This window comes from Veillonella sp. VA139, assembly GCF_003992005.1.
Lineage (GTDB): Bacteria > Bacillota > Negativicutes > Veillonellales > Veillonellaceae > F0422.
In genome coordinates, this window is sequence record NZ_RQVL01000002.1 from 108,352 (window position 1) to 132,245 (window position 23,894).

A 23,894-nucleotide genomic window follows, 5' to 3' on the forward strand; every position below is an offset into this window, starting at 1 on the left:
GCTCTATCTTGCTGTTTTTATACTATCATTTGCTGTATAATAAGTAAGGTTATAGGACAAAATGAGTTGCTTTTAATAGCGATGGGGCTGTAACAAAATGTACTTTTCTACATTTTTGTTACAGCCCCTTTATTATCTCGTCAGATATCACGAGAGGTTTAATACGTTAGTATCTTCATTTTTAGACTTGTTCATGTTAGGGGCAGGGTACCTTCTTAAGATGTAAAAAGGCATATGATTCGACTGCTATCAAAATTTGAAATTCAAGTCATGAAAGATAGTTATAATACTATGTTAATTGTTTATATATAACCAAAAGTCATTTGACGAATGACGATCGTGTATTGTAAGATTAAAGATAATTACATATAGGTGAAAGAACTGATAAGATATTAGAAAGTTTTAATTCATAAAGTCTTTTAGAATATATCTAAAGTTGTTTTATGATGTTTGTAATCAATAGTGGTTACCTAATTTATATAAGAAGAGGGTATCTTTTTTATACGATAGGTGCACTATGGATTTTTTATAAAGATGATTAATTATATATCCGTTTAATCATTATGTTTTATTCGAAAGGAGGATATAGGTTTTAAGTTTAGGGTATAAATATTTTATTTTTGAAAGGGCGTACGTTATGTTAAAAAGATTATTTATGCTTGTAACCACGATTATGGCATTTTTAATGATTGCTGGTTGCGGTGGCAATACAGATCAGGCGAGAGCTGATCGTGCAGCCAAGGGAGAAATTGTTATTTCCATGGGGAAATATATGATTAATGGTGGTTATGACCCTACTAGTGGATGGGGTATGTGGGCTGCGGATCCATTCCACTCTGCGTTATATACAAGAAATGATAAAAAAGAACTGGAAATGGATTTAGCGAAAGATGTAACCATATCTCCAGATGGCTTGCATTATACATTTAAAATTCGTGATGATGTTAAGTTCTCTGATGGTCAACCACTAACAGCTAAAGATATTGTATTTACTTATGAAACAGCACAAAAGGCAGGTGGCTATGTAGATCTTACTTTCATGGAATCAGTCGTGGCAAAAGATGACTATACGGTAGAATTTACATTGAAAAAACCTTGGTCTCTATTTCTTGAAATAACTTCTACATTGGGGATTGTACCAGCCCATGCGTATAATAAAGAAACTTACGGTTCACAACCAATTGGTTCTGGTCCATGGAAAGTAGTGGCATTCCAAAAAGAGCAACAGTTAATTATGGAACCGAATGAATATTATTATGGTGAAAAACCAAAATTAAAAAAAGTGACAGTTTTAAATATTGCTGAAGATGCTGCAGTAGCAGCGGCTAAATCTGGTCAAGTGGATGTGTTATTCTTGAACTCTGACTATGCGAATGCAAAAGTAGATAATATGAAAGTATTTACGATGCAAACTATAGCTTCTTTTACATTGAATCTTCCAACACAACCAGAACGTGAAGAAAATGGTATGAAAGTAGGTAATAATATTACGTCTGACCCAGCCATTCGTAAAGCTTTAAATATTGGTATTAATCGTGCAGAAATTATCAAAAATGCATTGAATGGATTTGGTGAACCAACATACATGTATTCCAAAGAGCTAGCATGGGTTAATCCAGAATTAAATATCACAGATAATCGTGTAGAAGAAGCGAAAAAAATTCTTGAAGATGCTGGATGGAAAGACACAGATGGTGATGGAATTCGTGAAAAAAATGGCGTAAAAGCTGAATTTAAAATTTCCGGTCGTTCCAACGATTTACAACGTTATAATACAGCAGTAGCGCTAGCAGCGGATGCAAAAAAATTGGGCATCAATATGATTGCGGAATCTATGGCATGGTCTGATGCTCGTAAAATTGCTCGTAATGTACCTACAATTTGGGCTTCTAGTGACTTTAATCCATTGTCTCTTTACATGTATTTCCATAGTTCCCAAATTGGTAAAAACGTAATTAATAACCCAGCTATGTATAGCAATCCAACAGTAGATGCTCATATTGATGCGGCATTGGCAGCTAACAGCTGGGATGAAGCGATTAAAGAATTTAAGTTGGCTCAATGGGATGGAAAAACAGGTATAAAAGAAGATGTACCATATTTATGGATTGCCAATGTATCCGTTCCATATTTAGTTCGTGATGGTCTAGACCTAGGTAATGTAGGCGTTAATCAACGTGGACAAGGCATGGGTATTATAGCAAATCTTTCTCAATGGCAATGGAAATAGTATAGTAAGGATCACATATGAATCAGCAAATTTGGTCTTTTATTAGACAACAACTTATTCGTGTGGTACTTTTGATATTTGCTGTCAGCGTAGTTAGCTTTTTGCTCTTAGTTATTTCTCCGATTGATCCAATTGATGCGTACTTTTCGGGATTATCTGTGACGGAGGAGCAAAAAGCGGCTATGGCTGCTTTCTGGCAATTTGATAAGCCACCAGTAGAACGATACTGTATTTGGGCAGCAGACTTGTTACAAGGTAATTGGGGAGTTTCCTTCCTTTACAATGAACCTGTTATTAATGTCATTGCTGAGAAGTTCCAAGAAACTCTTTTGTTAATGATGCTTTCATGGGTACTAGCTGGATTGGTAGGGTTTTTCTTTGGTATCGTCAGTGGCGTATACGAGGGAACATGGATTGATAAAATCATCAATGGGTTTTCCTTGTTGTGCGTATCTATACCAACCTTTTGGTTAGGCATTGTGGTGCTATTTATTTTTGCAGTGGAATTACAATGGTTTCCCTTTGCCTTATCCACTCCAATCGGTAAAATCGGGGCAGATGTCACATGGGCAGAGCGATTACACCATGTGGTTTTACCAGCATTCACTTTAGCGGTTACCGGTGTATCTGCTATCACTTTACATACGAGGCAGAAGATGATCGATTGCTTAGGTAGTAATTATATGTTATTTGCAGAAGCTAGAGGGGAAAGGCTGTGGAAACGTGTGTTACGACATGGGTTGAGGAATGTGATGATTCCAGCGATTACATTACATTTTGCATCCTTTGCTGAACTATTCGGAGGTGCCATTTTAACAGAAGTCGTATTCTCCTATCCTGGCTTAGGTAGTGCGGTGACATTGGCAGGTCTGCGAGGCGATGTTCCATTATTATTAGGTATTTCATTTTTTAGTGCCATCTTTGTATTTGTTGGCAATTTAATTGCTAATATATTGTATGCAGTGGTGAATCCAGAAATTAGGGAAGGGGGACATGAGATATGAATGACGATGTAATAGAAGTATCGACTGTTCATTCTTGGACAAGACGTAAAAAAATGTTACTGTTAGCATCTTTTGTATCTGTTGTCCTTGTATTAATTACCATTGCAGGGGCACTTATGCCAGAAGAAAGTTATGCAATCAATTATGGCAATAAATATGCAGAGCCTTCCTTGCAATATATATTTGGTACTGACCATATGGGAAGAGATATGCTATATCGTTGTATCAAAGGTCTATCCATTAGTATTCAAGTAGGCTTATTGGCTGCTTTTGTCAGTTCTTGTATAGCATTGGTGTTAGGAACTTTATCTGCTACCTTTGGGGGAAAAGTAGATGCTTTTATCTTGTGGCTCGTTGATTTATGTATGGGGGTGCCTCATATTTTGCTAATCCTCATGATTTCTGTGTCCTTAGGGGGCGGAATGAAAGGTGTTGTCATCGGCGTGGTGGCCACACACTGGACTCGATTAACACGATTGATACGGGCAGAGGTCATGCAACTTCGTAAAGAACCATATGTGTTGGCAGCGCGTAATTATGGTCATTCCTATTTCCGTATTGCCAAAGAGCATTTTGTGCCGCATATTTTACCACAATATATCATTGGTCTTGTGCTATTATTTCCTCATGCTATCTTGCATGAAGCGGGCATTACCTTTTTAGGCTATGGGTTACCATTAGACTTACCAGCTATTGGTATCATATTGTCTGAATCGATTCGTCATATCTCTTTAGGATTATGGTGGTTGGCCTTTTTCCCTGGTATGACATTAATGGTTGTGGTATTTTTCTTTGATCGATTGGGAGAAGCTTTAAAAGAGTTATTCGACCCTGCACATTCACAGCGATAGGAGGTTCTCATGAAAGAAGAATTATTGCGGGTAGAGAACCTTGCAGTCACTTTTGAAATGTACCAAGGGAAACTTTCAAAACACCATGTACAGGGGATTAAGGATATTTCATTGAGCGTCTGCACAGGAGAAATATTAGCCGTAGTCGGTGCCAGCGGGTCAGGAAAAACCTTATTAGCACACGCTATTATGGGATTATTGCCTTATAACTCTATTGTGGAGGGGAAGATTTTTTATAAAGGAGAACCTTTAACTCCGAAACAGCAAGAACTCTATCGTGGTTCAGAGTTGGCTCTAGTACCACAGTCGATCACCTACTTGGATCCAACCATGAAAGTGGGAAAACAAGTTATTGGACTGACAGGAACTATGGAGGAACAAGAAGCCGTATTTGCTAAATTAGCATTGCATGAAGGTGTGAGTCGTATGTATCCATTTGAACTATCTGGCGGTATGGCACGGCGCGTGCTAGTATCGACAGCATTGATTAGTCATGCTCAGTTTATTGTAGCGGACGAACCAACTCCAGGTATGGAAATGAAAGATGCTGTGCAAGCCTTACAGATGTTCCGTGATATGGCGAATGAAGGAAAAAGCTGCATGCTCATCACCCATGACTTAGATTTGGCCATTCATGTGGCAGATCGCGTAGCTGTATTTTATGATGGCCGATTAATTGATGTGACGGAGGCAAGAAACTTTCAAAGTCCAGAGCTGTTAACACATCCGTATACACGGGCTTTATTTAATGCATTACCACAGAATGAGTTTAGGGACTATTCTAAAGCAGAAGTTGAACAATTTTTGATGACAAAGGAGGGATATGATGTTAGACATTAAAAATCTCACCTTTGGGTATCATGAGGGTGAACTCGTACTGAATGATGTGTCTTTACAAATTGAACAAGGTAAGCGTATTGCATTACTGGGGCCTAGTGGATATGGTAAAAGTACATTAGCTAAAATTCTAGCTGGGTATATGCTACAACGAAGTGGTAGTGTCACCTTAAATGGGCAAGATATTCGGGAGATACAAGGATACAATCCGATTCAATTGATTTATCAACATCCTGAAAAAGCTTTAAACCCTAGATGGAAACTCAAAAAGACTTTAGATGAAGCTTGGCATATTCCAGAGTCCTTGTTGGATAGGATGGGCATTGAAAGGGAGTGGTTGTCTCGTTGGCCCAATGAATTATCTGGTGGTCAATTACAACGGATCTCTATTTTGCGAGCTCTTTCACCACAGACGAAAATATTGATAGCAGACGAGATTACTGCTAGTTTAGATGCGATTACACAAGCGCAATTATGGTCTGTTATCTTAGAAGAAGTAGAGAAGCATAATATAACATTGGTGCTGATTACCCATAATCGTCATTTAGCAAATCGAGTTTGTGAAGAATTAGTGGAAATGAATGTAATTAATAAGTAATTTGTAAAATATATTATAAAACCTATATCATAGAAAAAGCATGTATCTCAATGACAATGCGTCAAAAGATACATGCTTTTCTTATGTATACCGTTTATCTAATAAACTTTCTAGTTTTTTCTCTTTTCTAGCATCTAATATCTTACCAGCTAGAATAGAAGGAATAGCAACGCCTACACCGATGGATATGATGATAAGGATAGCCGTAACACCACTTTGAATGGCTTCTACGAGTGTAGTAGAAGTCAGTGAGTTAATGTGTAACATGGCGTATAAAAATCGATAAATAAATACGCCAGGTACAAGAGGAATCGCTGATGGAATCGCTAGTACCTTGGAAGATGTTTTACCATGACGGGCAGCTTTCAACGAGAATAAACTCACCATAGCGGCAGCGATGAAAGTAGCGCCAAATACTGAAAATCCTAAATGAAGTATTAATGTATTTTTCACTAAAATAGCAATGAGACCACCAATACCTATGAGAGGGAGTAGACGCTTTGGAGTATAAAACATAACAGCATAGCCTGCAGCACCCACAACTGCAGCACCTAATAAAACAATGGAAATGCTGTCTGGAACAATACTTAAATGGGTGAAATCATAGGAATGATTGAAGTATTGAGCCATGCTAATCCCTACAGTCATACTGCCCACAATGAGTAACGTATGTACAGCTCGAGATATTCCTGCCAAAATGTAGTTGTTTAGTAAATCATCGACGGTATTAATGAGAGGTATGCCGGGAACCATGAACAATGTACAAGCAATCATAGCATAGATTACATCTCCAGAGTCGAAGATGCATCCGGATAGAAATGCTAACCCAGAGGATACCGCAGCAGCAGAGGCGATACTGATATATCCATTAATTTGGAAACGTTTCAAAATTAATAGAACAATAAAGCCAAGGAGAGCACAAAATGTTGTAATCCAAGCAGAGATGATGGTGCCACCAAATAAGATAGGAAAAGCACCACAGGCAAATCCTGCAAACACCGCAGAAGTTGCATTGGAATAGGGAGGATCTTTTTTGGCAATTTCTTCGAGTTTTTGGGAAAATTCATCAAGAGTATACTCATTACGCAATGCAGTCCAAGTTAAGACACTAATGGCGGAAATAATATCCATATTAGCTCCTAAATATTGGACATTTCTAAAGGATGTAAAGCAATCTTCTGGACTATGAATATTAATTAAAATATTAGAGTAGGCAATATGGATATGAAGATCATCTGCTGGAATTCCCATAAATGCGGCCGCGCGACGCATATCTCGAACAATTTGGTTCGCATTGGCTCCATTTTCAGATAATAAACAGCCCATACGAAGTAGAATTTTTACCTTTTTTCTGATTTCCACAAAAGGTTCTTCTAAAATATGTAAATCTTGCTCTGTATACTGGGCCATATTAATGTTTCTTCCGTAAATATTGCGTGTTTAATTCTACATCGACTTCTACCGTATCTGTGTCTGGCTCGGCATCTACAAACTCGATGGAATCTAGATGTTGCACCACTTGGGCGCGGATAAATCCTAAATAGACTTCATATAAATCTTTCTTTTCCGCCAGTTCTTCTTCTGTTAAAATTTGACCAGATTTCTTTTTGGCAGCCAATGCATTAATGCGAGTTAAGGCTTGTTCCATAGTCATATCTTTTTTTTCTTGTTCTGTCATGGATAATCTCCTTATTTGTTAACGCACACCCTTTGTGGTATGATACACTATATATTAGTGTTAGATGAAAGTATCTAACCTATAGTATTGATTAGTAGATTTATATTATAACACGTTTTACATAGTTTTTTCATCTTAAAGGAGAAGGCTCCGATGCGAATTACAAAAGCTATTAAGGCAGAGCAAATACGAATATTGGGAGAAGTCTACCATGATGCAAAACCGGCACTAGAATTTACTACGCCTTTTGAATTACTAGTAGCAGTTGCATTATCTGCACAATGTACTGACGAGCGAGTCAACATTGTAACAAAACGACTCTTTCCGAAATATAGCGATCCTAAAGACATGTATGAATTAGGTATACCTGGATTAGAGGCGCTCATTAAAGATTGCGGGTTATATCGTTCCAAAGCTAAACATATTCATGAAACATGCAAAATTTTAGTGGAACAATACAATAGTGAAGTGCCCCGAGATTTTGATACCTTAGTCACATTGCCAGGGGTTGGTCGTAAAACAGCCAATGTATTAGTATCCATACTATTTGATACGCCAGCCATTGCGGTAGATACTCATGTGTTCCGAGTGTCCAATCGGTTAGGTATTGCCAAGGGTAAAACACCAGACGAAGTAGAAAAGAAACTGAAAAAAGCAATTCCTATGGAACACTGGAGTGCCGCACATCATTGGATGATCTGGCATGGTCGAAAAATTTGCAAAGCACGAAAACCATTATGTGACGAATGTCCTTTATATGATGTATGCCAATCGGCAGGGAAGGTATAGTATGACAGAACAAATGAGACGTCTCATTGAGACTTTTACAAAGGTGGGTGTAACAGGCCCAGATATCGTACAGGAAATAGCAAGATTCCGTGTATTAGATCAAATCATCACTCAAAGCGGCGAAGTCCGTGAGTGGGGTATTACGCCGAAAGAATTATTTGAGCTTGCTCAAACATCCACAGTAGATATGTTTGGACCTTTACCATATGATGAAGCAGGGTTTAAGGAAATTTACGGTATTTCCTTTAGCGTAGAATTAATGGATTTCATCAGTGCTACTGGCTATTATGAAGGTGTGTCCGCAGGTCGTCAATGGGCTGTACCGATGCAAGAAGTGATTGACTTTCATAAGAATACAGAAGGTATTATCCTCTTTGCCTATTTCGAGGAATATGCAGCCATTGCAGAAGAGATTATGCAAACCCTTCCCACAGATCGCTTACTATTTTATACGCCATCTGAAAGTTGCTATGACCTATTCCGTAGTCTATATCCATTAGCACCAGTGATCAACGAATGGCCAGAAGATGTCATCTTTGACCACATTGTAGCAGCTACATCTGGTATGTTCACAGCACCAGTAACGACGATGGAAGAAATGGCGGCTCGTGTGAACAATGTGAGCGAGAAAGGTACTGTACGTTACTTCATTCCAGTGTCTGCTGTACAAGATCAATTGAATATGAATCGAGTAGCCTTACAGTTCATGATTCTTCAAAATCATTTAGAATCAGTTCGAGAATGGGCTCCTTTACAAAGCTATGAGTTCCGTTATGGATTAGGACCTGTGAAAAAAGTAGACTTGTCCATTTGTGAAATTGTTGGAGATGGATATAAGCAAACCAACTTCATTCCATTGCCTCACGAAATTTTAGCATCCATGGAAACATTTAGTTTGGCTCATTATGGACTTTCATTATATGGTGTACAAGTAAGTATGAATCCAAAACATCCAACTATGGGTGAAGATGGATATATGCATGGAGATTATCGCATTCCAACCTATATGCAACGCATGTTTGAAGCCTTAGAAGGATATTATTTACAAGTATCTATGAAAGGTATTGATGTATCTGTTACATTGGAACACAAACAGGGTATCCCATTAGGTGCTTCCCCAGAAGATGAAACCGTACAAAATGCGATGGAACAATCTGTTTTACAAGATGATACAATAGCATATCGTTGGTATTTTAACCATCCAAGTGCACCATTCTTGTGGTATACCTATTTCAACAGCGAAGAAGGAAAACAGGTAGTACGTACCTTAGCCTCTATGGTAACTACTACACCAGCCTTATTACAATTGATGGGTAGTTGCCGTCGTCAAGTGGTGAAAGAAGAGGTGTTGGCTGCATTTACTGCGAGCTTTACCACTTCATTAGAACAATATGAAACAGAAAAAGCGCAAGCTGAAACAAATTGGGCTAATGCTTTGGCAAGGTTGGCTAACGATATTGTGCCGGAACCAACTGTCTTATCAGATGAAACAAAAGAAGAAGTGGAGGGCTAATCATGGCTGTGGTTAATTATTCAATTTATAAAGTACTAGGTACACTTTCAGAAAATAAAGATGGCATGAAAAAACAATTAACATGCACAAGCTGGGGACGTTACAACCCTAAATTCGATATCCGCGCTTGGGATGAAGATTACTCACAAATGACAAAAGGTGTCACCTTAACGTTAGAAGAAATTTTAGAATTAAAAGAAATCCTAAACTCTGTAGATTTAGAAGAAGCTTTAGAAGAAGCAAAACAAGAGCGAGCAGAGGCTAAAAAATTAGAAACAGAAACATCTGAATAAGTCATAGTCCCTAGTATTGCATAGAGTATAGCATTCGTGATATAATCTATAGGAAAAGTTTAGACGTTGAAAAGAGGTGTATATACATGAAAGAAGGAATTCATCCTAATTATGCGGAAGCAACTGTAACTTGCGGTTGTGGAAACACATTCAAAACTGGTTCTGTTAAAGGTGATCTTCGCGTGGACGTTTGCTCCAACTGCCATCCATTCTTCACAGGCCAACAACGTGCGGCTAAAGCTCGCGGTCGTATCGAACAATTTAACAAACGTTACGGCAAATAATTACGTAAATAACCTATACAAATTAATTGGCAGAGCTAAGGCTCTGCCTATATTTGTTTTACAGGAGACCCTATGACTCAACAACGAGTAAAAAAATATGTAGGTGGACAAGCCGTCATTGAAGGGGTTATGATGCGTGGTCCTAAGATTATGGCCACAGCTTGTCGAAAACCAGATGGAACCATCACGGTTAAAGAAGAACCTACGAAATCTATCCAAGACAAGTATCCCGTATTAAAGTTTCCATTTCTGCGTGGAGTAGTAGCTTTGTTTGAATCCTTAGTGATTGGTATGAAAGCCTTATCTTTTTCGGCACAGGCCTCTGGAGAAGAAGAGGAAGAGGTATCCAACAAAGAAATTGCCATCACTATGGCTGTATCTGTGCTGATCGCAGCGGCATTATTTATTGCGTTACCGACATGGTTAGCAAAATTTATGCCAGGTGCAGGCACAGATCATATGATATTGAATCTATATGAAGGAACTATTCGTTTGATCCTTTTTTTATTATATATTTTTGCTATTGGACTCACTCCTGATATTAAGCGTGTCTTTCAGTATCATGGGGCAGAGCATAAAACGATACACACCTATGAAAATGATATGGAATTAACCGTGGAAAATGTGCGAAATCATTCTAGATTACATGCACGGTGCGGTACTAATTTCTTATTATTCGTCATGGTAGTGAGTATTATTGTATTCGCATTTCTAGGTTGGCCTAATTTAGTGGAACGTATAGTATCTAGATTAGCCTTGATGCCAGTGGTGGCTGGAATTTCCTATGAATTGATTCGTCTAGCTGGACGGACACAGCATCCACTCATGAAAGCCATCATTGCGCCTGGTTTAGCCCTACAATATATGACTACGAGAGAGCCAGAGGATGACCAAATTGAGGTGGCTATTCGTGCCTTACAATCTGTGCGACCTAGTGAAGAAGATGCTTACGAAGAAGATTAGAAAGGAGTCACCGTGTTAGTAGATAAACTGCAAGTGATTGAAGATAAATTTTTAGACTTGGAACAGCGCATTTCTGACCCAGATGTGATTGCTCGCCAAGAAGAATGGCGTAAACTGACTCGCCAACATGCGTCATTAACGGATACAGTGAACACATTCCGTCAATATAAACAAGTCCTAGCTGGCATTGAAGAAGCCTTAGAAGTATTAGGTGATAAAAGCCTAGATGAAGACTTCCGTGCTATGGCACAAGAAGAATTGAATGAACTCAAGGTTCGCCGAGATGAATTAGAGGAAGAATTACATATTTTGCTATTACCAAAAGATCCAAATGATGATAAAAATATTATCGTTGAAATTCGTGGCGGTGCCGGTGGTGATGAAGCAGCTTTGTTCGCAGGAGATTTATTCCGCATGTTTACAAAGTACGCAGAAACACAAGGCTGGAGATGTACTATCATCGATGCGAACGAACCTGAATTAGGGGGATTCAAAGAGGTAGTATTCTCCATCGAAGGCGATAGTGTATATTCTAAGTTAAAATTTGAAAGTGGCGTACACCGTGTGCAACGTGTGCCAGATACAGAATCTTCTGGACGTATTCACACGTCTACGGTCACTGTGGCGGTACTACCGGAAGCAGAAGACATCGATATCGAAATCAATGAAAAAGATTTAGAAATCGATACATACCGTGCCTCTGGTGCAGGTGGACAACACATTAATAAAACGGAGTCAGCCGTTCGTATTACACACAAACCATCTGGTATTGTGGTAGCTTGTCAGGATGAGCGTTCTCAGCTCAAAAACCGTGAAAAAGCCATGCGCGTATTGCGTGCTAAATTACAAGATAAAGCAGAGCAAGAAGCGACGTCTGCTATGGCAGCAGACCGTAAAAGCCAAGTGGGTACAGGGGATCGCTCCGAGCGTATTCGTACGTACAACTATCCACAAGGTCGTGTGACAGACCATCGCATTAACTTAACTTTATACAAATTAAATGCTGTATTAAATGGGGATATGGATGAATTAATCCAAGCTTTAATCACAGCAGAACAAGCCGCTAAAATGCAAGAGGCAAATCAACATGGATAATGAGTTATGGACAATTAGTCGCATGCTCCAATGGACAGAGCAGTATTTTCGCTCCAAAGGCATAGAATCAAGCCGCTTGGATGGGGAAGTACTGCTTTCTCATAGTTTGGGCTGTGACCGCATGTATTTATATGTCAACTTTGACCGACCTTTGGACAAAGCTGAATTAGATGCTTATCGACCTCTGGTGGTACAACGGGCGAAGGGATATAGCGTAGCCGCTATTACAGGGCATAAAGAATTTATGGGGTTAGACTTTCATGTGAACGAACATGTGTTAATTCCCCGTCCTGATACGGAAACATTAATTGAGGATATACTAGATCTTTATGATGTGGATGCATCGCCACGCATTTTAGACTTATGTACAGGACCTGGTACCATTTTGTTAAGTCTATTACATTACTTGCCCAATGCCACAGGTGTAGGTGTAGATATTTCCAACAAAGCATTAGCAGTGGCTGAGGAGAATCGCATATCTTTAGAATTAGCCGATATTTCAAGATTCTGTGAAAGTGATATTAAACAATTATTAGAACAGGTAAAAGTAGGCAAAGGTACTGAATATAGTGCGGTATTGGATGCTTGTATATCTCTATTTGGTGAGCAACAAACATCCTTAGAAGGTATATTTGATGTGCTTGTGTCAAACCCACCGTATATTACCACCGCAGAGATGAACACATTATCTCAAGAAGTATTACATGAACCTCATATTGCCCTTCATGGAGGAACTACAGGATTAGAGTTTTATATTCCTATCATACGGGGAGGTTGGCGTCTTGTAAAAGACGGTGGTTACCTTGCCATCGAAATTGGACAAGGACAAGGAGAGGCGGTAGCAAAGCTAGCCGCAGAAACAGGATGCTATGGAGAACCAGTGTATCAACACGATATAGCTGGTATTATTCGTGAAGTGCGTTGGGAAGTACGACGCTCTTCTATATAAAATTTTGTCCGATACATGTGATAGCGTCGATAGAGCTCCATATACTTCTCCACAAATTTACGTTCCACTGAGATTTGCTCCGTAGTATATGGCACTCTATCTGTAGTAATCAACAATATCCTGTACAAATAAAAGTTTATATACAGCTCGCTTTGTGGAGGAAGGATGAGAATTGAAAATTACTGGCTCATATAGTTTAAAATAAGTTTGTTATAAGTGATATAATAGTAAATAGGAAACAGTACATAGGAAAGGAGGTATGATATGGAAGTAGTAGAACATATTGAAACACAGGTATTAACTGCAAATGATATTGAGTTAGCGGGTACTTTACTTCGTGTAGGCGATTTAGTGGCCATACCTACGGAGACGGTCTACGGCTTAGGAGCTAATGGACTGGCGGCAGATGCGATGGATCGCATTTATGCAGCCAAGGGGCGACCTTCTGATAATCCTTTAATTTTACATGTATGTGATCAGTCTATGGTACACCGTTTAGTGAAACATATCTCTCCTTTAGAACAAAGATTAATGGATACCTTTTGGCCAGGTCCATTGACGATTACCTTTGAAAAGTCTGCACTAGTGCCAGAGCGTGCGACTGGTGGACTTTCACGGGTGGCATTACGATGCCCAGACCATGAGGTGTGTCGTGAGATGATACGCATTGCAGGGGTTCCTATCGCAGCGCCTAGCGCCAATCTCTCAGGGCGACCAAGTCCGACCACCGCAGAAGCAGTTCTGTATGATATGAAAGGACGTATTCATGCCGTGGTGGATGCTGGGCCTTGTGAAATTGGAGTGGAATCTACCGTAGTACAAGTCGAAGATGATACTGTGATTATCCTGCGCCCCGGTGGTGTTACAAAAGAGATGTTGGAAATGGTGGCTGACCATGTGGTATATGACATGGCTCTGCACGACTCTACAGAGGCGCCGAAAGCGCCAGGAATGAAATATCGCCATTATGCCCCTGATATGCCTGTACAAGTACTAGTAGGACAGTCATTAACAGTAGTGGAACACATGAAAGACATCATAGATACGATAGTTCAGCAGGAACCTATTTTACAGGAAGATTGCACAAGAAAGCCGAGAGTTGGGTTATTACTTTCAGAGGAAACCTTGGAAAATTTAAATGCAGTACTTCCCAATTTTACACTTTCAGTAGATATCATTGTATATGGTGAACAAGCAGAGCCTATGGCATTGGCCAACCGTTTATATGATAGTTTATTACAGTTCAACGACATTGGTGTGGATACATTACTTGTGGAAGGCTGTGCACCAGTAGGACTTGGTGTAGCCGTTATGAATCGCTTAGAGAAGGCCAGTGGTGGTCATGTACTATTTGTCTAAGAACGTTTGAAACACCAAATAGGATGAGTGCATTAGTTGTAGAGATATGTTAGTATTAGTGTATTGATGTATAACAGATATGGTTTCTCTTAATTGATTTGTAAAAGTGTTGGATAGACTATATTGAATGGTGTAAAATAGCGTTAAAGTATAGTAGAGGTAATTATGAATTTATTATTTGTTTGCACAGGGAATACCTGTCGTAGTCCCATGGGAGAAGGAATTGCCCGTGCTGTAGGACGTGAACTTGGTATAGAGGTAGTGACTTTATCCACAGGATTATTTTGTGTTCCTGGAGCTAAGGTGAGCGACGAAGCTGTGGAGGCAGTTCGTGAATTAGTAGGCGAAGATATTAGCGAACACAGCTCTCGACCATTAAAAGTAGATTTTGTGAAAGCTGCAGATTATGTATTGGCCATGACAGAAGACCATAAAAAAATATTACTTCGCCAATTTCCTTTTGATAGCAAAAAAATTATGACCCTTGCTGAATTTGCTGGCGAAGTTGGGGATGTGGAAGACCCATTTGGACAATCTCAAGACATATATACTAAAACAGCGGAACAGATTGTACGGTATGTACAACAAGGGCTTGCATTACATAAATAAGAATGTTCCATTCGAGTCATCCAATAATTTGGATACGATAGAATAGAAGGAATACTATAATTGGTTGTACATATACATCAACAATACGGATATATATCTACAATACGGGTATGCATGAACAATATAGGTGTATGCAGATATATAGTGATAAGATACTATTTTATGAAGCTAGTATTAAATAAAGGAGGACGAAATGAAAGTAGCAGTTGGTTGTGATCATGGTGGATTTCATTTAAAAGAAGCGATTAAAGGCTTACTAGAGAAACAAGGCATTGAGTACAAAGATTTTGGTACCTACTCTACAGATTCCATGGATTATCCAGATGTGGCAAAACCATTGGCAGAAGCAGTAGCAGCTGGTGAATTTGAACGTGGAATTTTGACATGTGGTACAGGTATCGGTATAGGTATTGCAGCGAACAAGGTAAAAGGCATTCGTGCCGCATTATGTCATGATACGTTCTCTGCCCATGCTAGTCGCGAGCATAACAATGCTAATGTACTCACTATGGGGGAACGTGTTATCGGTCAAGGTTTGGCATTAGATATCGTTGACATTTGGTTGCACACTGAATTTGAAGGCGGTCGCCATGCAAAACGTGTGGATAAAATCTCCGCTATTGAAGAATAATAGAAAAGAATAACATCGAACAAAGAAACGGATAGTCCTAAAAATGGGCTGGCCGTTTTTATGTTCGATGTAATATTTATAGTAATTAATGTGGTAGCTAACACGGTAATTATTATTAATCGTCATATAGCGAAATACACTAAATGCTAGATTAATATCTTCTTTCCATTGGTTCAATAAAAGTAGATGTGGTATCATTAAAATAGGTATAATACATTGAAATATTTTTAAAAAGGAGGTATTATGCAGCTTTCAGATATAAAGAGAATGGCCCATAATATTCTTGAAAATCAAAGTATGGAAAACAGTTTTATCGAATATAAAAAGTCGGCAATATTTAAAGATAAAATTCTAAAAACTGCTTGTGCCTTTGCTAATAACTATATGAATAATGAGATAGGTTTGTTGTTTGTTGGAATAGAAGAAGTTGATAATAAAGAAACGGGAGAAAAAGCAATTCCGAAAAGACCGATTGAAGGTATAAAAGAATCTAAAATTGAAGGTATTGAAAATGAATTAAAATCGCTACTTTCCAATATTCACCCTAAAATACACTATCACATTATTACCGATAAAATTGATGATGAATATTATATTGTTGTTGCCATAGAAAGTTCTAGTAATGGACCGTTTCAAACGAGTGAAAGGGTGGAAAAGGATAAAGATATTAGGTTAAAGGCAGGAAGATATATTAGAGTTGGCAGAGATTCAAGACTTCCAAACCCAACTGAAGAGTTTGAACTTTTGAAGAAGTTTGCAAATTTTTCTTTTAGTTCAAATCTTAATGATACTGCTACTATAGATGATTTAAACTATGAATACATGAAGGAATATCTACTTTTGACAGGGGCAAAGAAAGATATTAGAGAAATGTCTAAGCTAGATATGGCAAAGAGTATGGGGCTTGTTAGTGAAAGTGAGTATGGTGGTTATAGAGCCAAGAATTTTGCTGTGTTGATGTTTGCGGAAACACCAAATAAATTTATTCCTAATGCCCATGTTGAAATCATAAGAGAAATTGACGGAACAGATAAAATGGAATCAAAAAGATTTGATGGTCCGGTTTGGATACAGGCAAAACAAGTCAGCAAGTATTTTGAAGATAATATTATGGCTTCTTATACCATAAGAGAAGCTGATAAAATTGAGCATAAGATTATCTATAACTATCCTCTTACGGCATTTGAGGAACTTGCTACTAACGCTATTTTGCATAAAGAATATGATACTCCTGAATATGTAGGAATCTATATTTACAAAGATAGAATTTCTTTTGTAAACCATAATAGACCACTTCCTCCGGTAACTATCGAAGCTCTTAACAAGGATAGAAGTTTTGATAGAAGGCAGTATCTTAATAAAGAACTTAAAGATATGTTCTTTTCTCTTAATCTAATAGAGTCTTACGGATCAGGAATAAGACGTGCAAAAGACGCACTATTAGAAAATGGTTCTCCTGAGCTTATGTTTTATCCGGACAATGAAACGGATAACTATACCAATGCAGTTATGGAAGTGAATGGGGAATTTTTGAAAGACTTTGATAGTAGTAATAATAAAAAAGCTACCACTAAAACTACCACTAAAACTACTACTAAAACTACCATGAAACAGGATTCAATTATTAAAATAATTGCTAAAAATCCTTGTATAAGTGCGAAAGAAATAGCAGAACAATTAAATCTTACCATTGACGGTGTACGGTATCATTTAACGAAAATGAAGAAGGCTGGACTTATTCGATATGAGGGTTCAGCAAAATTAGGTCAATGGATCATAGTGAAGTAGTACATTTGAATACACATGATTAAAAGGTGGTTAGAGTAAAATCTAACCACTTTTTTTATTTTAAAAAATTAATAATCTTGCCATATAATAGAGAATATTTTCTTCCTTCAAATCTATATATTGGTTTCTAATATAACAAATAATTAGTTATAAGACCAAAAGCATTATATTTTATCTAAAATCCTATTTACAATGACAAAATATGTCATTCTCCTTTTGTATAGTATACATATAGAAGTTGTTACACCCTATGATCTGGGAGAGTAAACTTTCACAGAAAAGAGGTTGGTAAACGATAGGATTAGGGTTCTGAGAAACCCAGTTATTTGTATAATGCAGGAGGCTAGTATGAGTCGTAATAATGAAAGTGTAGACATTTCAGCAATTTTGGATGCTATTAAAGAGGCAAAAAATTCTTTAGAGGATATTATCTATGATATTCAAGATTCTGATACGTTAGAAGAAACTGTAAATGATGAAGTGTACTATTCTGGGCTAGATGTACCTTATGATGTATTAGAGGAAGAGTTTCAAGAGAAGGAAGAGGCTAAGAAAGTAGCAGTTAAGGTGTTACAAGATTCTGTATTTGAACCGATGATGTCCGAATTGAAACAATCCATTATCAATTATGTGGATCATGCTGTATGGTATCATGAAGATCGATTAGGTGACTGGATGAACAAAGTTTCTAAATATAGTATCTTGCAAGGTGTTGTGAATCACTCAAAGTCGGAACGTTATGATTTAGTAAATCGATACGACCATTATGAAAGTTTCAATGAACGGGTAGAAGATGTGTTAAGTGAATTACGTAAAACGATTATGCTTGAATCGGATGGACGTATCGTATTGGATTCATCTTTCAAAAACTGTGATATTACAGTCCATGCGGAGGAAAGTTTAGAAGCTTTGGATGCATTATATAAGGGAGAAGGATGGATTCAAGAGTTCATGGATACCGTACGTAAAGAGAATGAGCTTTCAGATGCTGAAGTTGACAATATACTAGAATATGATACAGAATTTGATGATGACGATGAACAAATTCATATCTGGAAAATTTCAAAAACTCAGCTTGAATATGAATATGAAAGTTTACAACAGAACCTAGAGTTTACATCTATTATGGGATTTGACCCATTACAAGATATGGTGGATGAGTTAATTCGAGTACAACCTGCCAAGGAATATGAAGAGAAGTTAAATTCCTTATTAAAAGAAAAATTTGCACTGGTGAATGAAAAAATCCTAGAGTTGAGCATGGATGTGTCTTGGTAATGATGAGGGATAGGTATGTAGTACATAGGCTCTAGGCAAGTTCTATGAAGAGTATGGTCTATATATTTAGTAGAGCATGGTCTATATCTTTAATAGAGCATATGGAGATGACTACCTATGTAATATCTAGCAGAAATGATGGATGTCTTGCTCTTGATAACTATCCTGAGCAAGACTTTGTTAGTGGAATAGAAGGAGAAATAGTATGTGGGGAACATTAGAAACGATAGGATGCACAATGTTGCGAAGCTTTGGCGTGAAAGTGATTTCAGAACATGAACGATTAGAAGCGTATACAAAAGGAGAAGCTGAGGCAGAACGAATCTTTAAACCTATCTATGAACAAATCCTTAAGGCATGTGATAAAGAAGATTTCCAAATTGAATTGAACCGAAAAGCGTTTGAGCAAAAAGAATCTGTATTAAAAGATATTCATATGGACTTGGGCATGAGCTCAATCACATCAGTAGGTGCTTTGTCTAACTTTTGTAAAACACCGGAGTATATGAACGTTAAATTTATATCTAAAGAGGATGTAAAAGAGTACAAAGAGGCTAAAGAAGAAGGGTATCGTAATAAAATTGCAGAATATGAAACAAAGATACAAGAAGCTACCGATCGATTGACTGAGTTGATTACAAAAAAAGTGATAGAAAAATATGAACAAGATTGCAAGATTGAAGAATATAAAAAAGCTATACGAGACTATGTGAAAGACTTGGAAAGGCAGGCAGTGCAGGATGTGGTGAGGAAGTTGTAGTCGTTAAGTTAGACGATAGTTGATAAATAAGTATGGGTAAGTAGGGTTATAGTATGATACAATGAAAATGTCTTATAGACTATTAAGAGTATGGTTATCTCAAGGGAAAAGGAGAAAAATTAAATGCTTGAAATGTTAAAAACATTGGCATGTAAAGGCCTAAGACAACAGGGAATTCCAGTTATATCAAGTGAAGAGAGAAGTGAAGCTCAAAGAATAGGTGCAGATTATGCTAGAAAAATATATGAACCTATCTATTGTGAAATTGAAGATAGAACTAGTAAGCTAAAAGAAGAAGTTGAAAGAAATCGTAGTGTATTTCTAGATAAACAAGAAAAGCTTAATAATATTTATAAAGATGTATCGGAAAAAAATAAATACAGTTTAAATAAGATTGGATGGGACTCTTTCTCTTCAAATATTATCATGTCATCTTCTTTTTTTTCTGTTGATATAGAAGATGTAGATGAATATAAAGATGCTATAAGGTATGGATATGAAAAAATCGAAGCAATATACAAGAAGGATATTGCGGTATTACTGGCTGAATGGAAAGAATTAATGATAGAGAAAATAAATGTAAAACATACAAATCAAGAAACTATTAAAGAAGCAAAACAAGCTATCTTTCAAGCGGCTCAGAATCTTGAGTCTAATGCAATCTATGATGTTTTGAAACGATTGGGAGAAATTTAATTGAATCCATTAGATGAAATATTTAAAGAGGCTAACTTAAAGAATGATGCACTAGTCAAGCGTTCTAGAGCGTTACACACAAGCGCAAAGAATACACTTCATATAGTTCAAAATACAGATTCTATATTAAGAGATTTGGACAGAGCCTTTGAAGAAAAAACTTCTTTAAATGCTACAGATATGGCATTTTTGTTTATTGCTATAGGCTTACAGATTGCTCGACAGTATTTTATACCACAACTTACTAGCCCATCAGACCGACCTAGTGATAGAGAAGCAGCGAGAAATACATCAGGCCATGGTGAAGAACATTCTGATAGAGCACATTGGTATTATAACCCTAGTTTAGAGCAAATTATTTCTAATCCAGTTCCCTTTGATGCTACCTATGGTTCTAATGGCGCCTTAAAGGGGGGAGGAAAGTTTGGGCATAGAGGAAAGACATTAGGGCATGACCCAATTATAGGACTTGTAGTAGGAACCGCTAATATTGCTACCTCTACATTGACAACAACGGATTTACAGTCCTATCATATTAAAACAAAAGATAAAATTGACTTTTTTAAATGCAAAGCCGATACACTAAAAATCTTTGAAAAGTCTGCAGATAAATTACTATATCAAGGAATAGATGGTAAGCTGAAGATGGCAACATCGTTAGTAAAAGAGATTATTCACTTGAATAGTGATGTGAATTCTAAGAATAGTTTACCATTGCCGATGATTAGTATATTTGACCCTAAGTTAGCATCATTGTTAGCAGAATATGGACTTGATATGGCTAATTTAATGGGAATAACCAAGCATGCTATATATGCAAACTATATTAATATGATTATATCGATGGTACATGGTGCTTTTTATGATAGATCAATGGATGTAGATTTATATCAAGTTAAAACACGGAAAATTATTAATTACTCTAATGTAGTAGCTTCATCTAGCAACTTAATCTACACATTTGCTACTGAAGATTTAACTAAGCTTGATGTAGGTGGTCTATTAATCACTATCTTCACGTTAATTAAAAATGAAAAATTTATTCGTAAGGTAAAAGAAGAGTTTGTATTTGGAAGCTTTGAAAAAATGATTATGGATGCATAATATTTTCTAATCACTATAAGGGATATTGAAAGTAGATATTACTATATATGCTTTACATATATATGCTAAAATATATGTAAAGCATATATTTTTTGCTACAAAGGAGACACTATGCATATTTTATTAACAAATGACGACGGCTTATGGGCCCCGGGGATACAAGGATTAGCACAGGAATTAGCAAAGCATCATCGAGTAACAATGGTGGCACCTAAGGTGGAGCAAAGTGCTAAATCTAGTGCGTTAACGGTACAGGTACCGATTCGAGCAAAAGAGATGAGTGAAGAGGGAGAGAATCCTAGAATGCTCTTTGTAGAAGGCACACCAGTGGACTGTGTGAAATTCTCCTTGTCCTATTTATTGGAACAAGATCGTCCTGACTTAGTGGTATCTGGAATTAATCATGGATTTAACTTAGGATCTGATGCGGTGTATTCAGGGACTGTCGGTGCAGCATTAGAAGGTTTGATGTACGGCATTCCATCCTTGGCGCTATCTCTTGAAAAATATAGCGTTAAACGTATGGAAGAGATATTACCATTTATTACTGATTTTATTAAAGTTATGTACGAAGAGGGAAACTACCAAGGTCTATTGAATGTTAACTTTTTAAAAGAGGGTCCTGTGGGTTGGGAACAAGTGAAAGTATTCCATCAAGGTTTTCAAAAATATACGAATGTCATCGATGTTCGTAAGGATGCCAAAGGTAGAGAATATTATTGGATTGTAGGGGATCAAGGATTTCATAAAGAAGATAAACCTACCGATGTGGGACATATCAAAGAAGGATATATTTCGGTTGTTCCTTTGACATGGAAACAAGAAGATACAGGGCAAATTTCTGTGGTGGAACAGTTAATTGCAAATAAATAGCTTGCAGTCATTAAAGCTTTACAACCCCGTGGAGGCAGTATTAACTTTTGGATATATTTATTATCGTACAGTTATAAATCTTTGATGTATCTAATAATATTCAAACGATCTATCTATCATGATATATGATACGATAGGTCGGTTCTTTTTATTGTAAACTCCTATTAAACACGTTGGTGTTGACAATAAAAAGTAATAGTGTTTTAATACTACTTGAAAGACATTTTTTATCATCTTATGTTGTGGCTCAAGGGAGGATCGTATCATGAAAGAAGAAACAAATGTAACAGGAACGATGAGTGCAAGACAAATTACGATGACTGCATTATTTGTAGCATTGGTAGCGGTAGGGGCTTTCATTAAGATTCCTATCCCGAATTTGCCATTTACCTTGCAATTGCTCTTTACTACATTAGCTAGTCTCATCTTAGGAAGTCGTTTAGGTGGTATGAGCGTGGCGATGTACATCATTCTTGGTCTTGTAGGTGTGCCAGTGTTCACTGAAGGTGGCGGATTTATGTACATCTTCAAACCTACCTTTGGCTATCTAGTAGGCTTTGCTATTGGTGCTTTTGTGGCGGGTCGCATGGTGGAAAACGCAGGGATGGTTACTTTCAAAAAATTGTTAACTGCATCCTTTGTAAACTTGCTTATCGTGTATGCCCTAGGTATGGTTTACTTATATGAAATTATGGATTTATATCTAGCAAAACCAATTGGTCTAGAAACATTATTTATCTACTGTTTTGCATTACCAGTGATACCAGATATTTTCCTCTGTATATTGGCCGCAGTGATTGCAAAACGATTACTTCCGATTTTAAAATGATAGTATACATAACAGATGTGACATAAGGTGCATATACAGGTTGGTATGCACCTTGTGTTAATATTTGTGAAAGTCACCGCAGGTGATGAACAACGTAGGAAAGGACAAAATGATGACAACAACTCAAAGCCCAAAAGGTTTATATATATTAGGAACAGGAACAGACGTAGGTAAAACATATATCACTGCTTTATGGCTTAAAAAACTTCATGAAGCTGGCCATGATGTGGCATATTATAAAGCAGCGGTTAGCGGTGCTCCTAGCATTTCTGAAAGCGATGCGGGGTATGTAAAACAAGTGGCAGGACTTTCACAGGAGGATGAAACCTTACTATCCTATGTATTTGATGAAGCAGTATCACCTCACTTAGCGGCTCGTCATGAGGGAAAAGTTATCGATAGAACAGTAGTGAATCGTAATTTCTGTCATGTTGTACGAACACATACATACACAACAGTGGAAGGCAGTGGCGGAATCATTTGCCCATTACATGTGACAGATACAGAGTTGTACATGCTAGAAGATGTAGTAAAAGACTTGGGCCTGCCAACGATTGTGGTAGCCACAGCAGCATTAGGAACGATTAATAGCACAGTGCTGACAGTCCACTATTTGCAATCCAAAGGGATTCCAGTGAAAGGTATTATTGTGAACCAATATACAGGAAATCCTATGGAAGAAGATAACTGCGTGATGATGGAACGATTGACGGGTATTCCTGTGTTAGATCGAGTAGGACCTAGTGAAACATCATTGCATATGGATGTAGACACTATGTTACATTGCTACGAGGATATAGTGAATCTCCATGCATAATTAGGAAACTATGATTTGTTTTAAATACTATTGTACTATTAGGATGAATGCTTATATAGATATATA

25 protein-coding genes are annotated in these 23,894 nt (G+C 37.4%); 23 read left to right on the forward strand and 2 right to left on the reverse strand.

Annotated features, from left to right (window positions below; translation table 11 throughout):
* The first annotated feature begins 637 nt into the window (after positions 1–637).
* The 5 genes from EO125_RS01745 to EO125_RS01765 are packed head-to-tail and all read left to right on the forward strand — an operon-like array spanning position 638 to position 5,520.
* Positions 638–2,230: an ABC transporter substrate-binding protein gene (locus tag EO125_RS01745; RefSeq protein ID WP_164723928.1), complete on the forward strand. Its 1,593-nt coding sequence runs from the start codon at positions 638–640 to the stop codon at positions 2,228–2,230.
* Positions 2,231–2,247: 17 nt separating this feature from the next.
* Positions 2,248–3,234: an ABC transporter permease gene (locus tag EO125_RS01750; protein ID WP_127147375.1), complete on the forward strand. Its 987-nt coding sequence runs from the start codon at positions 2,248–2,250 to the stop codon at positions 3,232–3,234.
* Complete coding sequence (locus tag EO125_RS01755; protein ID WP_127011108.1) at positions 3,231–4,085, forward strand: ABC transporter permease; 855 nt, start codon at positions 3,231–3,233, stop codon at positions 4,083–4,085. The genes EO125_RS01750 and EO125_RS01755 overlap by 4 nt, the downstream gene beginning before the upstream one ends.
* 9 nt (positions 4,086–4,094) lie before the next feature.
* Complete coding sequence (locus EO125_RS01760; protein WP_127147376.1) at positions 4,095–4,925, forward strand: ATP-binding cassette domain-containing protein; 831 nt, start codon at positions 4,095–4,097, stop codon at positions 4,923–4,925.
* Positions 4,912–5,520, forward strand: a complete 609-nt coding sequence (locus tag EO125_RS01765; protein WP_127147377.1) for an ABC transporter ATP-binding protein — start codon at positions 4,912–4,914, stop codon at positions 5,518–5,520. Before EO125_RS01760 ends, EO125_RS01765 begins: the two co-directional genes overlap by 14 nt.
* A gap of 81 nt (positions 5,521–5,601) precedes the next feature.
* Here EO125_RS01765 and EO125_RS01770 read toward each other — a convergent pair whose 3' ends face one another.
* Entirely contained in the window at positions 5,602–6,930 is a 1,329-nt protein-coding gene (locus EO125_RS01770; RefSeq protein WP_127147378.1) for a threonine/serine exporter ThrE family protein, read from the reverse strand.
* 1 nt (position 6,931) lies between these two features.
* Complete coding sequence (locus EO125_RS01775) at positions 6,932–7,198, reverse strand: DUF896 domain-containing protein (RefSeq protein ID WP_240630412.1); 267 nt, start codon at positions 7,196–7,198, stop codon at positions 6,932–6,934.
* A gap of 153 nt (positions 7,199–7,351) precedes the next feature.
* Here EO125_RS01775 and nth point away from each other — a divergent pair, with 153 nt between their 5' ends.
* From nth to bioD, 18 genes are all read left to right on the forward strand, one after another.
* Positions 7,352–7,987, forward strand: coding sequence for an endonuclease III (nth, locus tag EO125_RS01780; RefSeq protein ID WP_126938757.1), 636 nt, complete (start codon positions 7,352–7,354; stop codon positions 7,985–7,987).
* Position 7,988: 1 nt separating this feature from the next.
* Positions 7,989–9,500, forward strand: coding sequence for a hypothetical protein (locus EO125_RS01785; RefSeq protein ID WP_127147379.1), 1,512 nt, complete (start codon positions 7,989–7,991; stop codon positions 9,498–9,500).
* Positions 9,501–9,502: 2 nt separating this feature from the next.
* The gene (locus EO125_RS01790) at positions 9,503–9,793 is read left to right on the forward strand and encodes a YdbC family protein (protein WP_127147380.1); all 291 of its coding nucleotides are present in this window, start codon (positions 9,503–9,505) and stop codon (positions 9,791–9,793) included.
* 86 nt (positions 9,794–9,879) lie between these two features.
* The gene (gene rpmE / locus EO125_RS01795; RefSeq protein WP_009354094.1) at positions 9,880–10,077 is read left to right on the forward strand and encodes a 50S ribosomal protein L31; all 198 of its coding nucleotides are present in this window, start codon (positions 9,880–9,882) and stop codon (positions 10,075–10,077) included.
* Positions 10,078–10,149: 72 nt separating this feature from the next.
* Complete coding sequence (locus EO125_RS01800; protein ID WP_127147381.1) at positions 10,150–11,040, forward strand: DUF1385 domain-containing protein; 891 nt, start codon at positions 10,150–10,152, stop codon at positions 11,038–11,040.
* A 12-nt stretch (positions 11,041–11,052) separates the two neighbouring features.
* Positions 11,053–12,135 (forward strand): peptide chain release factor 1, encoded by a 1,083-nt coding sequence (gene prfA / locus EO125_RS01805; protein WP_127147382.1) that lies wholly within the window; start codon positions 11,053–11,055, stop codon positions 12,133–12,135.
* Positions 12,128–13,084, forward strand: a complete 957-nt coding sequence (gene prmC, locus EO125_RS01810) for a peptide chain release factor N(5)-glutamine methyltransferase (protein ID WP_127147383.1) — start codon at positions 12,128–12,130, stop codon at positions 13,082–13,084. The genes prfA and prmC overlap by 8 nt, the downstream gene beginning before the upstream one ends.
* Positions 13,085–13,348: 264 nt before the next feature.
* Complete coding sequence (locus EO125_RS01815; protein ID WP_127147384.1) at positions 13,349–14,443, forward strand: L-threonylcarbamoyladenylate synthase; 1,095 nt, start codon at positions 13,349–13,351, stop codon at positions 14,441–14,443.
* A 165-nt stretch (positions 14,444–14,608) separates the two neighbouring features.
* Positions 14,609–15,052 carry a low molecular weight protein arginine phosphatase gene (locus EO125_RS01820; protein ID WP_127147385.1) on the forward strand — a complete coding sequence of 148 codons (444 nt, stop codon included), beginning with the start codon at positions 14,609–14,611 and terminating at the stop codon, positions 15,050–15,052.
* Between the two features lie 193 nt (positions 15,053–15,245).
* Complete coding sequence (gene rpiB, locus EO125_RS01825) at positions 15,246–15,683, forward strand: ribose 5-phosphate isomerase B (RefSeq protein ID WP_127147386.1); 438 nt, start codon at positions 15,246–15,248, stop codon at positions 15,681–15,683.
* A 243-nt stretch (positions 15,684–15,926) separates the two neighbouring features.
* Positions 15,927–17,471, forward strand: a complete 1,545-nt coding sequence (locus EO125_RS01830) for a helix-turn-helix domain-containing protein (RefSeq protein WP_127147387.1) — start codon at positions 15,927–15,929, stop codon at positions 17,469–17,471.
* A gap of 348 nt (positions 17,472–17,819) precedes the next feature.
* Positions 17,820–18,749: a hypothetical protein gene (locus tag EO125_RS01835; protein ID WP_127147388.1), complete on the forward strand. Its 930-nt coding sequence runs from the start codon at positions 17,820–17,822 to the stop codon at positions 18,747–18,749.
* A 205-nt stretch (positions 18,750–18,954) separates the two neighbouring features.
* Entirely contained in the window at positions 18,955–19,509 is a 555-nt protein-coding gene (locus EO125_RS01840) for a hypothetical protein (RefSeq protein WP_127147389.1), read from the forward strand.
* A gap of 123 nt (positions 19,510–19,632) precedes the next feature.
* A complete protein-coding gene (locus EO125_RS01845; protein ID WP_127147390.1) occupies positions 19,633–20,205 on the forward strand; it encodes a hypothetical protein in 573 nt (190 codons plus the stop codon).
* A complete protein-coding gene (locus tag EO125_RS01850; RefSeq protein WP_127147391.1) occupies positions 20,206–21,309 on the forward strand; it encodes a hypothetical protein in 1,104 nt (367 codons plus the stop codon).
* Positions 21,310–21,420: 111 nt separating this feature from the next.
* Positions 21,421–22,182, forward strand: a complete 762-nt coding sequence (gene surE, locus EO125_RS01855) for a 5'/3'-nucleotidase SurE (protein ID WP_127147392.1) — start codon at positions 21,421–21,423, stop codon at positions 22,180–22,182.
* A 265-nt stretch (positions 22,183–22,447) separates the two neighbouring features.
* Positions 22,448–23,011 (forward strand): biotin transporter BioY, encoded by a 564-nt coding sequence (locus tag EO125_RS01860; protein WP_127147393.1) that lies wholly within the window; start codon positions 22,448–22,450, stop codon positions 23,009–23,011.
* A 109-nt stretch (positions 23,012–23,120) separates the two neighbouring features.
* Positions 23,121–23,828, forward strand: a complete 708-nt coding sequence (gene bioD, locus EO125_RS01865) for a dethiobiotin synthase (RefSeq protein ID WP_240630413.1) — start codon at positions 23,121–23,123, stop codon at positions 23,826–23,828.
* The last annotated feature ends 66 nt before the right edge of the window (positions 23,829–23,894 follow it).

Bases quoted from the DNA above. Each gene is read 5' to 3' on its own strand.
- EO125_RS01745 (WP_164723928.1), top strand. From the start codon at position 638: ATGTTAAAAAGATTATTTATGCTTGTAACCACGATTATGGCATTTTTA.
- EO125_RS01750 (WP_127147375.1), top strand. From the start codon at position 2,248: ATGAATCAGCAAATTTGGTCTTTTATTAGACAACAACTTATTCGTGTG.
- EO125_RS01755 (WP_127011108.1), top strand. From the start codon at position 3,231: ATGAATGACGATGTAATAGAAGTATCGACTGTTCATTCTTGGACAAGA.
- EO125_RS01760 (WP_127147376.1), top strand. From the start codon at position 4,095: ATGAAAGAAGAATTATTGCGGGTAGAGAACCTTGCAGTCACTTTTGAA.
- EO125_RS01765 (WP_127147377.1), top strand. From the start codon at position 4,912: ATGTTAGACATTAAAAATCTCACCTTTGGGTATCATGAGGGTGAACTC.
- EO125_RS01770 (WP_127147378.1), bottom strand. From the start codon at position 6,930: ATGGCCCAGTATACAGAGCAAGATTTACATATTTTAGAAGAACCTTTT.
- EO125_RS01775 (WP_240630412.1), bottom strand. From the start codon at position 7,198: ATGACAGAACAAGAAAAAAAAGATATGACTATGGAACAAGCCTTAACT.
- nth (WP_126938757.1), top strand. From the start codon at position 7,352: ATGCGAATTACAAAAGCTATTAAGGCAGAGCAAATACGAATATTGGGA.
- EO125_RS01785 (WP_127147379.1), top strand. From the start codon at position 7,989: ATGACAGAACAAATGAGACGTCTCATTGAGACTTTTACAAAGGTGGGT.
- EO125_RS01790 (WP_127147380.1), top strand. From the start codon at position 9,503: ATGGCTGTGGTTAATTATTCAATTTATAAAGTACTAGGTACACTTTCA.
- rpmE (WP_009354094.1), top strand. From the start codon at position 9,880: ATGAAAGAAGGAATTCATCCTAATTATGCGGAAGCAACTGTAACTTGC.
- EO125_RS01800 (WP_127147381.1), top strand. From the start codon at position 10,150: ATGACTCAACAACGAGTAAAAAAATATGTAGGTGGACAAGCCGTCATT.
- prmC (WP_127147383.1), top strand. From the start codon at position 12,128: ATGGATAATGAGTTATGGACAATTAGTCGCATGCTCCAATGGACAGAG.
- EO125_RS01815 (WP_127147384.1), top strand. From the start codon at position 13,349: ATGGAAGTAGTAGAACATATTGAAACACAGGTATTAACTGCAAATGAT.
- EO125_RS01820 (WP_127147385.1), top strand. From the start codon at position 14,609: ATGAATTTATTATTTGTTTGCACAGGGAATACCTGTCGTAGTCCCATG.
- rpiB (WP_127147386.1), top strand. From the start codon at position 15,246: ATGAAAGTAGCAGTTGGTTGTGATCATGGTGGATTTCATTTAAAAGAA.
- EO125_RS01830 (WP_127147387.1), top strand. From the start codon at position 15,927: ATGCAGCTTTCAGATATAAAGAGAATGGCCCATAATATTCTTGAAAAT.
- EO125_RS01835 (WP_127147388.1), top strand. From the start codon at position 17,820: ATGAGTCGTAATAATGAAAGTGTAGACATTTCAGCAATTTTGGATGCT.
- EO125_RS01840 (WP_127147389.1), top strand. From the start codon at position 18,955: ATGTGGGGAACATTAGAAACGATAGGATGCACAATGTTGCGAAGCTTT.
- EO125_RS01845 (WP_127147390.1), top strand. From the start codon at position 19,633: ATGCTTGAAATGTTAAAAACATTGGCATGTAAAGGCCTAAGACAACAG.
- surE (WP_127147392.1), top strand. From the start codon at position 21,421: ATGCATATTTTATTAACAAATGACGACGGCTTATGGGCCCCGGGGATA.
- EO125_RS01860 (WP_127147393.1), top strand. From the start codon at position 22,448: ATGAAAGAAGAAACAAATGTAACAGGAACGATGAGTGCAAGACAAATT.
- bioD (WP_240630413.1), top strand. From the start codon at position 23,121: ATGATGACAACAACTCAAAGCCCAAAAGGTTTATATATATTAGGAACA.